The organism is Gordonia iterans, from assembly GCF_002993285.1.
GTDB lineage: Bacteria > Actinomycetota > Actinomycetes > Mycobacteriales > Mycobacteriaceae > Gordonia > Gordonia iterans.
Genome location: NZ_CP027433.1, coordinates 2723143 through 2737246, shown reverse-complemented (window position 1 = coordinate 2737246; position 14104 = coordinate 2723143). Strand labels below are relative to the sequence as shown.

The window sequence follows — 14104 nt, the reverse complement described above, 5'->3', positions numbered from 1 at the left end:
ATGGCGTTCCTGCGCAAGCATGCGATTCTGCTCGGCAACATCGCGCTCCTGCTGGTGATGGTGGTCGGACTGGCCTACCTGGCGTTCGTCTCCTTGAACCTGCGGCCGTGGCAGAGCCGGTACGACGTCCTGGTGAAGTTCCCCGTCTCCGGCGGTCTGCAGGAGACCTCCAAGGTCGCACTGCGCGGCGTGGAGATCGGCTCGGTCAAGAGCATCCAGGTGACTCCGAAGACCGTCGACGTCACGGTGGAACTGCAATCGAAGTACAAGATCAACCGCGATTCGACGTTCTATGCGTTGGGTCTGTCGGCCGGGGGCGAGCAGTACGTCGACATCGTGCCGAAAACGGACGACGGTCCCTATCTGAGCGACGGCGCGGTGATCGAGCCGGCCCAGACGGACGTCACCGTGCCGTTCCCACAACTGCTGGAATCCACGCTGGAGCTGATCGACCAGGTCGACACCGACAAGCTGTCGGCCGCCCTCGGCGAGCTGACGATCGCCCTCAACGACGACCAGCCGAATCAGCTCAAGTCGATCTTCCAGTCGGCGGGCACGATCTTCGCGCAGCTGTACAACGTGATGCCGCAGACCACGGAGATGATCCAGAACCTCGGCACCATCCTGAAGACCACCGCCGACGTCCAGCCCGATCTGGGCAGGCTGATCAGCGGCGGCGCCGATCTGATCAACGCCGCAGCCGCCTCCGATGCCGAGCTGCGCACCCTGCTGGGCACCGGCCCGGGACGGCTCACCAGCCTGACCGGTTCGCTGGACACGATCACCGATCCGGTGACCGACGTGCTGGGTCAGTTCCTCGACGTCGCGCAGCAGGGCGCCCTGCGCGCTCCGACGCTCGCGGTGCTGATGCCGTCGATCCGCGACGGCGCCGTCCAATCGCAGAAGATGTTCCACGACGGCGCGTGGTGGACGATGGCCTCACTGTTCATCCGGCCGTACTGCGACTACCAGGTGACGCCGACACGGCCCACGCAGATCCTGGAGTCGTCGGTGCCGAAGAACCTCTACTGCGTGACCAGCGACCCGAACCAGCAGATCCGGGGCTCGGTCAACGCCCCGCGGCCGAAGGGCGACGACACCGCCAATCCGCCCCCGGGCTTCGACCCGAACGCCCGCACGGTCCCGCTGAAGTAGCGTCGGCGCACTCCGATCACAGCCTGTGGTCGGTAGCGCCGACCGGGGCACGGGACCGGTCGGCAGTACGCTGAGGACCATCCGAGAACGACGAGATGATGAAGGATCTATGAGTTCCGACCCGACTCCGCAAGACCCCGACGAGCAGCCCGTGGACGACCAGACGACGGAGGTCGTCGAGACCGAGGCGCCGGCCGACGACGCGGTGGCCGCCGAGGACGAGGCCGAGGAGACCTCCGCCGAGGACACGGTCGAGGTAGAGCGTCCGGCTGATCGGGCAGCGGCGAAGAAGACTGCCGCGAAGAAGTCCGCCGGGAACAACGAGAATCCGGGCGCGGCGAAGGCCAAGAAGCCGGCGAGCGCGGCCGCGGCGAAGAAGGCCGCAGATGCCGACGACGCACCGGCGCGCCGGTCTGGCGAGTTCACCGTCACCACCGCCGGCCTGGTGCGCGCCGGACTGGCTCTGCTGGCGATCGTGGCCGTCGTCGCGATCGGTCTGCTCAGCTGGCAGGTCGTGGCCAAGTCCCGGACCCTGGCCGCCTTCGACGACTCCAAGGCCGCCTCGGAGCACTTCGTGAAGACCTACTTCCCGACGATGATGGCGCAGGGCGCCACCGAGGAGCAGATCAAGAGCGAGATCTTGCCGCTGACCGCAGGGGAGGCCAAGGAACGGATCGAGCTCGACGCCAAGACCACGGTCCAGTGGGCGCGGGACGCCGGGCTGGCCAACATCGAGATCGCGGTCGGAGTGGTGACCGTCGAGTCGTTCAGCGCCGACCGCGCGACCACCCTGGTGACCGCGGAGATGTCCGGTACCAGCGCGGCTGCGCCGGGCGGCGGCAAGCAACCCTTCCTGCTCGAGCTCGACCTGGTCAAGGACGGGGGATCGTGGCTCGTCTCGCGGATGACCACCGTGCAGGGTGTCTCGGCCGACCCGGCAACCGGGCAGACGCCGCCGGGGCAGCCGCAGAATCCGGTGCCGCAGAATCCGGTGCCGCAGCCCACGCAGCAGGCACCCGCAGAGCAGCCCGGGGGCTGATCCCCGGGGCGCGGCTCATTCGGCGACGTCGTCGACCCGCTCGAGAATCGCCACGGATCGATCGCCGAGCAACTCGTCGGTGCGGGTGCGCCCCGCGTGTACGTCGCCGGTGCGCACGTCGTACCATCGGCCGTCCGGGAGATTCACCTGGGCTTCTTCCCGCTCGGGCCCGGTACGGAAGGTCTGCGACATGCGCACCGCCACCACCACGACGTCGGGTTCCCGTCCGCACCGGCCGCGCGCGAACGCGATGATGTGGCGTGCGCGGGTGCCGCGGGCGGTCACCTCGTGATAGGCGCCGGCGCGGCCGAACGCCGCGGGGTGCCGGCGCCGTACTGCGAGCGCCTCGCTGATCAGCTGGAACTTGGGCTGGTCCCGAGGCCGTCGGTAATCGACGGGGCGCCGGTTGTCCGGGTCGGTGAGCGAATCGTCCCACCACTGGGTGCCCTGGTAGATGTCGGGGACACCCGGTCCGAGTAGCGCGATCGCCTCTCTGGCCAGGCCCTCGTCCCGGCCTGCCGGTCCGATCAACCGAACGAACTCGGAGATCATCGCGGCCGGCGCTCCGGTGAGCAAGGAGGCGAGCCATTCCAAGGTCTCCTGCTCGGCATCCTCGTTGCGGTCCGACCACGACGTGATCAGCGCGGCCTCGCGCATCGCCTTGGCCGTGTACGCGGAGAGTCGACTGTGCAGCGTCGGCCCGGGCAGACCCTCCTCCGGCCAGACGCCGACCACGTTCTGCAGGAGCAGGTAGGCGGTGCGCGGGTGCGGGGGCGGGCACAGCTCCCAGATCCGGTGCACCAGCACGTTCCAGCGCTGGGGGACCTGCGCGATGATCGAGATGCGGGCCCGCACGTCCCCGCTGCGCTTGGTGTCGTGGGTGGAGGTCGACGTGAGCGCCAGCGGCCAGCTGCGTGCGCGTTCGCGATTGCGCTCGTGGAAGACGGGCCGGCTCACCGAGGGCTGGCGCGGGTTGCACCCGATCTCCTGCACCGACACCAGGCGGGCGGTGCGGTGGAAGCCGATCGACTCGATCGCGGTGGCGGTGACCACCGCGGCCAGTTCGCTCACCCGGAACACGGCCTCGGGATATTCGTCGGGGGCGAAGAACACCGCGGCCAGCGCATCGAATCCGGCCGTGGCCGTGGGTACGCCGGCGCGGGCGTCCTCAATGATGTCCAGGACCGCCGGCAACAGCGGCGGATAGTCCGGCCGGCTGATCCGGAGGCAGACCACGAACGCCGCGACGGCCTGCTCCACCACGTACAACGGCACCGACGGCGCCGCCCCGCCGACGGCGGCACTGGCCCAGCGCAGCCGGTTGGAGTAGCTGGTGCGGAGGGTCTCCTCGCGGATGCGCCGCGCCTGGGCGAGCAGCTCGTCGCCGTCGCCGTGCATGCCGGTGACCCATCGATAGATCTCGTCGAGCTCGATCACCCCGGGTGCGGCGGTGAAGATGGCCTCGATCAGCTGGAGCTGGTCGTAGCCGGTGGTGCCGTCGACGGGTAGGCCCGGGTCGAGCCGCTCGTCCACCGCCAGCCCCTTCTCGACGTAGATGAGCCGGTCGGGACCGACCAGGTCGCGGAGCCGCCGCAGGTAGCCGGGAGGGTCGCGCAGACCGTCGAGGTGGTCGACCCGAACGCCGTCGAGCAGGTCGTCGTCGAGCATGTCGCGGAGCCAGCGGTGGGTGGCGGCGAAGACGGCCGGCTCCTCGACGCGCAGGCAGGCCAGCTCGGTGATGTTCAGGAATCGCCGATACCCGAGCGGGCCGCCGACGCTGGGCACCAGGCGGTAGTGCTGTCGTGCCAGCACCGTGCGAGGGTCGTCGCCGGGGGCGGCGGTGCCCGGCGCGGTGGGGAGCGTCCATTCGTGCAGGCAGAGGTTGGCGTCGTCGTCGAGGCGCAACAGGTTCAGGTCGTCGAGCGAGCCGAGGACGGGCAGACCGATCAGTCCGTCGACGCCCTCGATCGTCATCGGGTGCAGGTCGAAGTAGTCGGCGTACGACGACGCCATCCCGTGCCGCAGCACGTCTGCCCACCACGGATTGGCGGCGGCGTCGCCGATCCCGACGTGATTGGGGACGATGTCGACGATGATGCCGATGCCCACGGCGCGCGCGTGCGCGCGGAGCAGTCGGTACCCGTCCAGGCCGCCGAGTGCGGGAGCGACGCGCGGCGGCGGACTCCAGTCGTACCCGTGTTCAGAGCCGGGCATCGCGGCCAGGATCGGGGAGAGGTACAGGTGCGAAACCCCCAGCTCGACGAGGTGGTCGAGGATCCCGACGACCTCGGCGAAGGCGAATTCCGGGGTCAGTTGCACCCGGTAGGTCGCGATCGGCTCGATCGGGATGGTGGTCACCGCCGAATCCTATCGCCCGGACGTGTTCGACCAGGGTCAGGCGGCGCTACGGGCCGCCCTGGCGCCGTCGAGGATCACCTCTAGTGCGTCGGTGAACTCGGCCGCGAAATCGCGGCCCGACGGACCGGTGACGCCCAGTCGTTCCATCTGCTTCCGGGTCTGCTCTTCGATGGTCAGCCCGATGGTGAGCTGACAGATCCCGGTGGCGACGGCTCGAGCGGCGCCCTGCGAGAGGCCGCCGGTCGCCGCCTGGGCGGCGATCCGCCCGGCGAGGTCGTCCTGGGCCAGGCCGGAGGCCCACGCGGACGAGACCACTTCGGCGCTGTCCGGCACGGCGAGCAGTGCGCCGCGCATGGCGGTCGCCATCTCGCGCAGGCCCTGGTCCCAGGCCGCTGTCGCGGGTGCGGAGACGCCGGCGAGCAGATCGTCGGCCAGCGCGGCGAGCATGGACTGCTTGTTGGGGAAGTGCCAGTACAGCGCGTTCGGGCGGACTCCGACCTCGGTGGCCAGCCGTCGCATCGTCAGTTCGGCGAGGCTGTGCTCGGCCAGGATGCCGCGCGCCGCCTGGAGGATGTCCGCTCGGGTGTTCGTCACGCCGCCACCCTATACCGCCTGCGTGCGGTCCTGTACATCGTTCAGGTGTCTGGGCTACTCTGTCTCGACACCAGCCCTGTACGTTGTCCAGGTCGCTCACCGGAAGGAGGTCGCAGTGGACGCTGCGCAGATCGCCGATCTCGACGCCGAGCACGTCTGGCATCCGTACGGGGGCTTTCCCGCGTCGACGCCGCCGCGCGTGGTCGCCTCGTGCGCCGGCACACGTATCGTGCTGGCCGACGGCTCCGAGCTCCTCGACGGGATGAGTTCGTGGTGGGCCGCGATCCACGGATACGCGCACCCGGTGCTCGATGCGGCCGCGACGCGGCAGCTCGGCGCGATGTCGCACGTGATGTTCGGCGGTCTCACGCACCAACCGGCCGTCGCGCTGGCTGCCAGACTCGTGGAACTGACGCCGGAACCGCTGACCAAGGTGTTCTTCGCCGATTCCGGGTCGGTGTCGGTGGAGGTCGCGGTCAAGACGGCGATCCAGTTCCAGCGCAGTCTGGGTCGCCCCGAGAAGCGGCGGCTGCTCACCTGGCGCGGCGGCTACCACGGCGACACCTTCGCACCGATGAGCGTCTGCGACCCCGAGGGCGGCATGCATGCGATGTGGCGCGGCGTGCTGACCGAGCAGGTCTTCGTCGGCGCCCCGCCCCGCGATTTCGATCCGGCGTACGTCGCGGAGCTGGAGGCGGCGCTGGCGGCGCACGCGCACGAGCTCGCCGCCGTGATCGTGGAACCGATCGTCCAGGGTGCGGGCGGCATGCGATTCCACGATCCGCGACTGCTGGTCGAGCTGCGCCGGCTGTGCGACGAGTACGACGTATTGCTGATCTGCGACGAGATCGCCACCGGTTTCGGGCGCACCGGGGAACTGTTCGCGGTGGATCACGCCGGCATCAGCCCGGACGTGATGTGCGTCGGGAAGGCGCTGACCGGCGGATACCTGACGCTGGCCGCCACCCTCACCACCGGGCGGGTGGCGGAGGTGATCAGCGCGGGCGAGGCCGGCGGCCTCGCGCACGGCCCCACCTTCATGGCCAACCCGCTCGCCTGTGCGGTCGCCGGCGCCTCGCTGAGTCTGCTCGACGACGGAGCCTGGCGCGAACGGGTCGCGATGATCGGCGACCGACTTGCCGCCGGCCTCGCCGAGGTGTCCGGCCTCCCCGGGGTAGCCGACGTCAGGACCCTCGGCGCGATCGGCGTCGTCGAGCTCGATCGCGCCGTCGACATGGTCGCCGCGACCGACGCCGCCGTGGCATGTGGCGTCTGGCTGCGTCCGTTCGGCAAGCTGATCTACGCGATGCCGCCCTACATCTGCACCGAGGCCGAGGTCGATGCGGTCGCCGCCGGAATGGCGGCGGCGGCGCGGGCCAGCCTCGCGGCGACGGCCGACGCGGTGGCGGGAGTGGCATGACCATCGACACCGGAACCGCCGCCGCGATGCGGTCCTCCTCGGCGCCGGTCGACCCGCTCGGGTGGCTCGCCGAGGAAGCCGCGGCCGTCGAGGCGGCGGGCCTGCACCGTTCGCCGATCGCGCGGCAGGCGCACGCGAGCGAGGTGAATCTCGCCTCCAACGACTACCTCGGGCTCTCTCGGCATCCCCGGGTGATCGCGGCCGCGGCGCGTGCGGCGGCCGTATGGGGTGCGGGTTCGACGTCGTCGCGACTGGTGGTCGGCACCACTGCGGCCCACGTCGACTTCGAGGACGACGTCGCCGACTTCCTCGGCTTCGATGCGGCACTGCTCTTCTCCTCCGGCTACCTCGCGAACATCGGGGCGATCACCGCGCTCGCCGGTCGCGGGGACCTGATCGTCAGCGACACGGGCACCCACGCGTCGCTGATCGACGGTTGCCGCCTGTCGAGGGCCCGCGTGGTCGTCGTCGAACGCGGTGACGTCGACGCGGTGCGCCGCGCACTGGCGGCCCGCTCCGAACGACGTGCGTTGGTGGTGACCGATTCCATCTACAGCATCGACGGCGAGTGTGCGCCGATCGCCGACTTGTACGGCGCCGCTTATGAATCCGGCGCGACCTTGCTGGTCGACGAGGCGCACGCGCTCGGGGTGCGGGGCCCCGGAGGCCGCGGCGTCGTCGCCGAGTGCGGGCTCTCCGGTGCGGACGGGTTGGTGGTGACCGCCGTGGCGTCGAAGTCGCTCGGCGCGCAGGGCGGGATCGTCGCCGGCCCCACGCTGCTGCGTGCGCACCTGATCGACCGGGCACGCACGTTCATCTTCGACACCGGCCTCAACCCGGCAGCCGTCGGTGCAGCGCACGCAGCACTGGGTGTGCTGCGGGACGATCCGGAACTGCCTGTGCGACTCGGTGAATCGGCGTCGGCATTCGCTGCGGCCGTCGGCGCGCCGGTGCCCGGTTCCGCGGTGGTCTCGCTGATCGTCGGCGATCCGGTCGCCGCGGTCGCCGCCGCCGCGTACTGCCGTGACCGCGGCATCCTGGTGGGCTGCTTCCGTCCGCCGTCGGTGCCCGCCGGGACGTCGCGGCTGCGCGTGACCGTGCGCGCCGACCTGAACCGGCCCACCTTGGAGACGGTCGCCGGCGTCGTCGACGATGCCCTCCGTCACGTGGGGGCGCGATGACACCCGGGCAGGTACTGGTGGTCACCGGCACGTCCACCGACGTCGGCAAGACGGTGACAGTCGCCGCGCTGGCGGCCGCGGCGCAGGCCGACGGTCTGCGCGTCGCCGTCTGCAAACCCGCGCAGACCGGCGTCGGCCCGGACGAAGCCGGTGATCTCGACACCGTCGTCGCGCTGGCGGGCGAGCTCCGCACGGCCGAGGTGGTGCGCTATCGCGAGCCGCTCGCACCGGAGACGGCGGCGCGTCGCAGTGGGCAACGGTTCGTGCGGATCGACGAGGTCTGCCAGACCGTGGAGCAACTGCGCTCGGAAGCGGATCTGGTCCTGGTCGAAGGAGCCGGGGGAGTACTCGTGCGGCTCGCGCCGGATCTCACGCTGATCGACGTCGCTGCTGCCCTCGACGCCCCCGTCGTCGTGGTGACCGATCCGGGTCTGGGGACGTTGAACCACACCGAACTCACCGTCGACGCGCTCCGAGCGGGCGGGTGCGAGGTGGCCGGTCTGGTTCTCGGCTCGTGGCCGCAGCGGCCCGACCTCGCCATGACCTGCAACGCCGACGACCTGCCTCGCCTGACCGGCGCACCGGTGCTCGCCGCCGTTCCGGCCGGCGCCGGCCGGCGCTCGTCGCGCGACTTCCGGGCCGCCGCACCGTCGTGGTTCCGCGGCTCCCACCTCTGGGAACGCTCCGCCGATCCAGCCATCCCTCTCTCCGATCGAGCGGTTCCGTTCGCTGATCGAGCGGTTCCTGTTTCTGATCGAGCGGTTCCGTTCGCTGATCGAGCGGTTCCGTTCGCTGATCGAGCGGAGTCGAGATCACCCGTCACCCATTCAGCCCCCGTACAGAAGGAGACCCTGTGACCACCGTCGACGAGGCCCCCGCGGCCGCCACCGACCAGACCGAGAGCGACATCCTCGTCGTCGCACGCGAACAGGTCCTCGAGTGCGGCGAAGCGCTGCGCTACGAGCAGATCCTCGACGTGCTCCGGCTGCCTGAGGATCGCCTGACCGAGCTCCTCGAACTGGCGCACGACGTGCGCATGCGCTGGTGCGGGCCGGAGGTGGAGGTGGAGGGCATCATCTCGCTGAAGACCGGCGGGTGCCCCGAGGACTGCCACTTCTGCAGCCAGTCCGGGCTGTTCGCCTCCCCGGTGCGCAGCGCCTGGATCGACATCCCGTCGCTCGTGGAAGCCGCGAAGCAGACCGCCAAGACCGGCGCCACGGAGTTCTGCATCGTCGCCGCCGTCCGCGGTCCGGACAAGCGGCTGATGAGCCAGGTCGCCGCCGGCATCGAGGCGATCCGCAACGAGGTCGACATCCAGATCGCCTGCAGCCTCGGCATGTTGACCCAGGAACAGGTCGACGAACTCGCCGCGATGGGCGTGCACCGCTACAACCACAATCTGGAGACGGCGCGCAGTCACTTCCCGAAGGTGGTGACCACCCACACCTACGACGAGCGCTGGGACACGCTGCGGATGGTGCGCGAGGCGGGCATGGAGGTCTGCTGCGGAGGCATCCTCGGCATGGGCGAGACCGTCGAGCAGCGTGCCGAGTTCGCCGCGGAGCTGGCGACCCTCGACCCCGACGAGGTGCCGCTGAACTTCCTCAATCCGCGTCCGGGCACACCGTTCGGCGATCTCGACGTCCTCCCGGCAGCCGAGGCGCTCAAGTCTGTCGCCGCCTTCCGCCTTGCGTTGCCGCGAACGATTCTCCGTTTCGCCGGCGGCCGCGAGATCACCCTCGGCGATCTGGGTGCCAAGCAGGGCATCCTGGGCGGCATCAACGCCGTGATCGTGGGCAACTACCTGACCACGCTCGGTCGACCCGCTGAGGACGACCTCGACCTGCTCGACGACTTGAGCATGCCGATCAAGGTCCTCAACGACACCCTCTGATCGCTGGTCGCCGCGCTCGTCGCTTCGCTCCTCTCCGGCTCAACCATCGGTAGGCGAGGCCGACCACCCTGTCGCATCTCGGTGGGCGAGCCCCCTCGCCGCGTGTGCCGGGTGATTGTCGTTTCGATGGTGCGCTTGCCGCGAGTGCGGGCGGCTGTCCTTTCGATGGTTGAGCCGGGCCGAGGCGCTAGCCGAGGTCCGTGTCGAAACCACGCTCGGTAGCCTGGGGAGCGATGAAGGAGAATCCATGACCACCGTGCCCGGACCACTGGAGTCCCCGCTCAAGTACGGCGTCTACACGGGCATCGAGTTGGAGTTGCAGTCCCCGGATGCGATTCCCGAGGCCGCGCGTCTCGGGTTGGAGCCACCGCGCTATTGCGGACAGTGCGGCCGCCGGATGGTGGTCCAGGTGCGCCCGGACGGCTGGGACGCGCGATGCTCCCGGCACGGCGTCGTCGATTCGGTCGAGCTGGGACGACGATGACGACACCGGCCCCGCCCGTCTCCGTGGAGGGTCCCGTCCGTCCCGCGCGGCGCTTCGACCCGGCGGCCTCGATCGTCGGCGGGGTGCTGTTGCTCCTCGGTGTCGGCTCGGGGGTGCTGTGGGCGTTCGTGACGCCGTACGCGACGGTGGAAGTGACCGCCGAGGGCGGCGGGTTCTCGGCGCCGGAACTGGCGCATCTGTTCGGGGGCGTCGCGGTGTTCGCACTGATCGCCTTCGCGCTCGGCCTGGTGTGCGGCGGCGTCGCCTGGGGCGCGCTGCGGGCCGTCCGCGGGCCGGCCGGTCTGGTGTACGCAATGGTGGTCGCGGCGGGTGCTTCTGCGGTCGGAATGCAGGTCGCGGATTTCGTCGTGCGTCGTCGTTTCCCGCCGATCGACCCGCACGAGCCGGGGATCTACCATGCCGCCGGGAGTCTGTGGCTCACCGATGCGAGCCTGGGATTTCTGCCCGCACCGTGGCTGCTGCTGGTCTGTGCGCCCGGCATGGCGGCACTGAGCTACTTCGTGTGCGTCGCCGGTACCGGCGATGCGGCGCTGCCGGGAGACCCCGCCGAGGCCGGTGGAGTTCGCGCGCCCGGGGATGCGGCTCCGCAGCCGCCGGCGGGTTGGACCTATCCGGGCGACCCGGCAATGGGGTGGGCACCGGCGGACACCGGGAATCCCGGGCGAGGCAACCCGGGGACGCCTGCATCGGATCGCGGCGAACCGCTCACGGGGGCGGACGCAGAGTCGCGAACTCGTCCGTGACCACCAGGCGGTCATCGGCGAAGCTGTAGAGGGCGGGCGGCCGGCCGCCGCTGCGGCCGGTTCGTCCGACGGTGCCGGTCGCGACCACCACGCCGCGGCGGGAGAGGACGCGGAGCAGATTGGTCGCGTCCACCGGATAGCCGAGCGCCGCGCCGTAGATCTCGGAGAGCTCGGACATCGCGAACCTGGTGGGCGCCAGGGCGAACGCGAGATTGGTGTACGAGAGCTTCGCGGCCACGCGGGCTCGGGCGAGCGCGACGATCTGATCGTGGTCGTAGGTCAGCGGCGGCAACTCATCGACGTCGAACCACGCGGCCGCGTTCGGTTCGCCGGGCGCGGGATCGGCGGGAACGTCCGTCGGCACCAGTCCTAGATAGGTGGCCGCGATCGTGCGGATCCCGGGAACCCGGTCGGGGTCGGACAGTACTGACAGCTGCTCAAGATGGGCGATTCGGGTCAGTCCGGACTGCGTGCCGAGATGGCGCCGGGCCGCGGCGGCCGCCGTCTCGCGGTCGCCGATCTCTCCGCCGGGGAGCGCCCAGCACTCGTCGTCGTGCTTCTGCAGCAGTGTGTGGAGCGCGACCGCGCCGGCGTCGTCGTCACGCACCTGAAAGACAGCGCTCCGCACTTCGACCGCGGTGGAAGAGGGCGCGGTGGAAGAGGGCATGGAGCGAGTCTATGCGGCGGCCGGACCGGTACGGCGGCGACCGCACCGGTACAGGGCGGTCACCAGCACGAAGCTCGAGCTCACCAGGAGCAGCCACGAGCCGAACTTGCCCAGGTGGACCAGGCTAGGGCGGTGAGGATTCCGACCACGCCGAAGCAGCATTGCAGCTGGATCACGCCGAAGCGCCAGAGCTGGGCGAAGAAGTGGGCCGGTGCGCTCGACGATCGTGGTGCGCTGGGCGGTCGCCGTCGGACTGGTCACCACTTCTTCGTCGTCCGGCTCGGCCGGCGCGGGGAGCGTGCATCTACTCATCCGGCTCGCCGGGCCCAGGTGCGACGGTGCGCGGGAATCGTCTCGTCCGGCCCGGTGTTACGATGGCAGGACGGTTTTCGATCTAGGGTCGAAAACCCCTCCCGGCACCAGCCCGTCCCGGGGGAGCAGTGAGTGAGAGGGCGAAAGCCATGACCTCGAGTGTGATCACCCGTACCGAGACCGATCTGGGCATGCCCGATCCGCGCACCGGGATTCCGGCGGCCTACGGAGGCGTCGAGGCGACGCCGGAGTGGGCCGATGAGATCAAGCGGCTGGCCAAGGCCCGCAACGCGGTGATCCTGGCGCACAACTACCAGCTGCCGCCGATCCAGGACATCGCCGACCACTGCGGCGATTCGCTGGCGCTGTCCCGGATCGCTGCCGAGGTCGACGCCGACGAGATCATCTTCTGCGGCGTGCACTTCATGGCCGAGACCGCCAAGATCCTCAGCCCGGACAAGCGGGTGCTGATCCCCGACGAGCGCGCCGGGTGCTCGCTCGCCGACTCGATCACCGCCGACGACCTGCGCGACTGGAAGGCCGAGTTCCCGGACGCACTCGTGGTCTCATACGTGAACACCACGGCCGAGGTGAAGGGTCTGACCGACATCTGCTGCACGTCGTCGAACGCCGTCGACGTCGTCGCGTCGATCGATCCCGACCGCGAGGTGCTGTTCCTGCCGGACCAGTTCCTCGGCGCGCATGTGAAGCGCGAACTCGGTCGCGACAACATCCACATCTGGGCAGGCGAGTGCCACGTCCACGCAGGCATCAACGGTGACGAGCTGACCGCGCAGTCCGACAGTCACCCGGACGCCGATCTGTTCATCCACCCCGAGTGCGGGTGCGCCACGTCGGCGTTGTACCTCGCCGGCGAGGGCTTCGTTCCCGAGGAGAAGGTGAAGATCCTCTCGACCGGCGGCATGATCGACGCCGCGCGCGAGACCAAGGCCTCGCAGGTGCTGGTGGCGACGGAGGTCGGCATGCTGCACCAGCTGCGCAAGGCCGCTCCGGAGATCGATTTCCAGCCGGTCAACTCGCGGGCCGCCTGCCCGTACATGAAGATGATCACCCCGGCCGCGCTGCTGCGCTGCCTCACCGAGGGCAAGGACGAGGTGCATGTGGCGCCGGACGTCGCCGAGCGGGCACGGCTGAGCGTCGAGCGAATGATCGCGATCGGCAACCCGGGCAGCGGTGAGTGAGCCGGTGGGGCCGGGCTTCGTCGGACAGGCCGAGGCGCGCGAGGGCCTGGACTTCGCCGTCACCGAAGAACTGCTCGCGTTGATCTCGACGGCGCTCGACGAGGATCTGCGTTACGGGCCGGACGTGACGACGCTGGCCACCGTGCCGGCCGACGCGGTGGCCGACGCGCGAATCGTCAGCCGTGCCGACGGTGTGCTCGCCGGGGTGCCGGTGGTGCGGGCGGTGTTCGATCTGGTGATCGGCTCGGCCAACTACGTGGTGACCGAGGAACTGACCGACGGCAGCCGGGTGAAACCGGGCCAGACGGTCCTGGCGCTGCGGGCGCCCGCGGCGTCGTTGCTGACCGCTGAGCGGACGGCGCTGAATCTGCTGTGTCACCTGTCCGGCGTCGCGACGGCGACGGCACAGTGGGTGGACGCGGTCGAGGGCACGGGCGCCAAGATCCGGGATTCACGGAAGACTCTGCCGGGCCTGCGCTTTCTGCAGAAGTACGCGGTCCGCGCCGGGGGAGGAGCGAATCACCGAATGGGGCTGGGGGACGCCGCGCTGATCAAGGACAATCATGTCGTCGCCGCCGGGGGAGTCGGCGCCGCGCTCGAGGCCGTCCGCGCTGTCGCGCCGGACGTCCCGGTCGAGGTGGAAGTGGACTCGCTGACTCAGCTCGACGAGGTTCTCGCGCTGGAGCCCCAGCTGGTGCTGCTCGACAACTTCGAGCCCTGGGAGACGCAGATGGCCGTCCAGCGGCGGGACGCCCGCTCGCCGTCGACCAAGCTGGAATCGTCCGGCGGACTGACGCTGGACGTCGCGAGGGACTACGCGCGCACCGGTGTCGACTACCTCGCGGTGGGTGCGCTGACGCACTCGGTCAGCGTCCTCGATCTAGGGCTGGACTGGTGATCCAGCGCCGCTGAGGCGCTCGGATTCTCCGCTACGACCGCGACGAACGCAATACCTGCTCCGGCGTGTTGTGGACGGTGCCGGTTGTCCACAGTCCCTGACGATCAGGGGTCGACGGCGACGGACTCCGGCGCGA

The 14104-nt window shown here is 70.2% G+C and carries 14 protein-coding genes; 10 read left to right on the top strand and 4 right to left on the bottom strand.

Annotated features, from left to right (window positions below; genetic code table 11):
- Together C6V83_RS12555 and C6V83_RS12550 are read left to right on the top strand one after the other, a co-directional pair.
- Entirely contained in the window at nucleotides 1-1155 is a 1155-nt protein-coding gene (locus tag C6V83_RS12555; RefSeq protein WP_105942675.1) for an MlaD family protein, read from the top strand.
- Nucleotides 1156-1264: 109 nt separating this feature from the next.
- Entirely contained in the window at nucleotides 1265-2194 is a 930-nt protein-coding gene (locus C6V83_RS12550) for a hypothetical protein (RefSeq protein ID WP_105942674.1), read from the top strand.
- A 15-nt stretch (nucleotides 2195-2209) separates the two neighbouring features.
- Here the strand turns inward: C6V83_RS12550 and treY are convergent, their stop codons facing one another.
- Both treY and C6V83_RS12540 read right to left on the bottom strand, forming a co-directional pair.
- Entirely contained in the window at nucleotides 2210-4552 is a 2343-nt protein-coding gene (gene treY / locus C6V83_RS12545) for a malto-oligosyltrehalose synthase (protein ID WP_234353714.1), read from the bottom strand.
- 36 nt (nucleotides 4553-4588) lie between these two features.
- Nucleotides 4589-5146, bottom strand: a complete 558-nt coding sequence (locus C6V83_RS12540; protein WP_105942673.1) for a TetR/AcrR family transcriptional regulator — start codon at nucleotides 5144-5146, stop codon at nucleotides 4589-4591.
- A gap of 115 nt (nucleotides 5147-5261) precedes the next feature.
- Here C6V83_RS12540 and C6V83_RS12535 point away from each other — a divergent pair, with 115 nt between their 5' ends.
- From C6V83_RS12535 to C6V83_RS12510, 6 genes are all read left to right on the top strand, one after another.
- Complete coding sequence (locus C6V83_RS12535; RefSeq protein ID WP_234353713.1) at nucleotides 5262-6566, top strand: adenosylmethionine--8-amino-7-oxononanoate transaminase; 1305 nt, start codon at nucleotides 5262-5264, stop codon at nucleotides 6564-6566.
- Complete coding sequence (locus tag C6V83_RS12530; protein ID WP_105942671.1) at nucleotides 6563-7747, top strand: 8-amino-7-oxononanoate synthase; 1185 nt, start codon at nucleotides 6563-6565, stop codon at nucleotides 7745-7747. Before C6V83_RS12535 ends, C6V83_RS12530 begins: the two co-directional genes overlap by 4 nt.
- Nucleotides 7744-8604, top strand: coding sequence for a dethiobiotin synthase (gene bioD, locus C6V83_RS12525; protein ID WP_108702776.1), 861 nt, complete (start codon nucleotides 7744-7746; stop codon nucleotides 8602-8604). The genes C6V83_RS12530 and bioD overlap by 4 nt, the downstream gene beginning before the upstream one ends.
- On the top strand, nucleotides 8601-9641 hold the full coding sequence (bioB, locus tag C6V83_RS12520) for a biotin synthase BioB (RefSeq protein ID WP_105942670.1): 1041 nt from the start codon (nucleotides 8601-8603) through the stop codon (nucleotides 9639-9641). Before bioD ends, bioB begins: the two co-directional genes overlap by 4 nt.
- Nucleotides 9642-9888: 247 nt before the next feature.
- The gene (bsaP, locus tag C6V83_RS12515) at nucleotides 9889-10125 is read left to right on the top strand and encodes a biotin synthase auxiliary protein BsaP (RefSeq protein ID WP_105942669.1); all 237 of its coding nucleotides are present in this window, start codon (nucleotides 9889-9891) and stop codon (nucleotides 10123-10125) included.
- A complete protein-coding gene (locus C6V83_RS12510) occupies nucleotides 10122-10889 on the top strand; it encodes a DUF2567 domain-containing protein (RefSeq protein WP_159067513.1) in 768 nt (255 codons plus the stop codon). The genes bsaP and C6V83_RS12510 overlap by 4 nt, the downstream gene beginning before the upstream one ends.
- Here the strand turns inward: C6V83_RS12510 and C6V83_RS12505 are convergent.
- Together C6V83_RS12505 and C6V83_RS18520 are read right to left on the bottom strand one after the other, a co-directional pair.
- Nucleotides 10852-11556 (bottom strand): NUDIX hydrolase, encoded by a 705-nt coding sequence (locus C6V83_RS12505; RefSeq protein WP_105942667.1) that lies wholly within the window; start codon nucleotides 11554-11556, stop codon nucleotides 10852-10854. The two genes, C6V83_RS12510 and C6V83_RS12505, sit on opposite strands and share 38 nt — an antisense overlap.
- Before the next feature lie 9 nt (nucleotides 11557-11565).
- Nucleotides 11566-11868 (bottom strand): hypothetical protein, encoded by a 303-nt coding sequence (locus tag C6V83_RS18520; RefSeq protein ID WP_199832512.1) that lies wholly within the window; start codon nucleotides 11866-11868, stop codon nucleotides 11566-11568.
- A 191-nt stretch (nucleotides 11869-12059) separates the two neighbouring features.
- Between C6V83_RS18520 and nadA the strand changes: the two genes are divergently transcribed.
- Together nadA and nadC are read left to right on the top strand one after the other, a co-directional pair.
- A complete protein-coding gene (gene nadA / locus C6V83_RS12495; RefSeq protein ID WP_105943921.1) occupies nucleotides 12060-13070 on the top strand; it encodes a quinolinate synthase NadA in 1011 nt (336 codons plus the stop codon).
- A gap of 4 nt (nucleotides 13071-13074) precedes the next feature.
- Nucleotides 13075-13968 carry a carboxylating nicotinate-nucleotide diphosphorylase gene (gene nadC / locus C6V83_RS12490; protein ID WP_105943922.1) on the top strand — a complete coding sequence of 298 codons (894 nt, stop codon included), beginning with the start codon at nucleotides 13075-13077 and terminating at the stop codon, nucleotides 13966-13968.
- Nucleotides 13969-14104: the final 136 nt, after the last annotated feature.

What these genes read in the sequence shown, in the direction of transcription:
- C6V83_RS12555 (WP_105942675.1), top strand. Translation starts at nt 1, where the DNA reads ATGGCGTTCCTGCGCAAGCATGCGATTCTGCTCGGCAACATCGCGCTC.
- C6V83_RS12550 (WP_105942674.1), top strand. Translation starts at nt 1,265, where the DNA reads ATGAGTTCCGACCCGACTCCGCAAGACCCCGACGAGCAGCCCGTGGAC.
- C6V83_RS12530 (WP_105942671.1), top strand. Translation starts at nt 6,563, where the DNA reads ATGACCATCGACACCGGAACCGCCGCCGCGATGCGGTCCTCCTCGGCG.
- bioD (WP_108702776.1), top strand. Translation starts at nt 7,744, where the DNA reads ATGACACCCGGGCAGGTACTGGTGGTCACCGGCACGTCCACCGACGTC.
- bsaP (WP_105942669.1), top strand. Translation starts at nt 9,889, where the DNA reads ATGACCACCGTGCCCGGACCACTGGAGTCCCCGCTCAAGTACGGCGTC.
- C6V83_RS12510 (WP_159067513.1), top strand. Translation starts at nt 10,122, where the DNA reads ATGACGACACCGGCCCCGCCCGTCTCCGTGGAGGGTCCCGTCCGTCCC.
- C6V83_RS12505 (WP_105942667.1), bottom strand. Translation starts at nt 11,556, where the DNA reads ATGCCCTCTTCCACCGCGCCCTCTTCCACCGCGGTCGAAGTGCGGAGC.
- C6V83_RS18520 (WP_199832512.1), bottom strand. Translation starts at nt 11,868, where the DNA reads ATGAGTAGATGCACGCTCCCCGCGCCGGCCGAGCCGGACGACGAAGAA.
- nadA (WP_105943921.1), top strand. Translation starts at nt 12,060, where the DNA reads ATGCCCGATCCGCGCACCGGGATTCCGGCGGCCTACGGAGGCGTCGAG.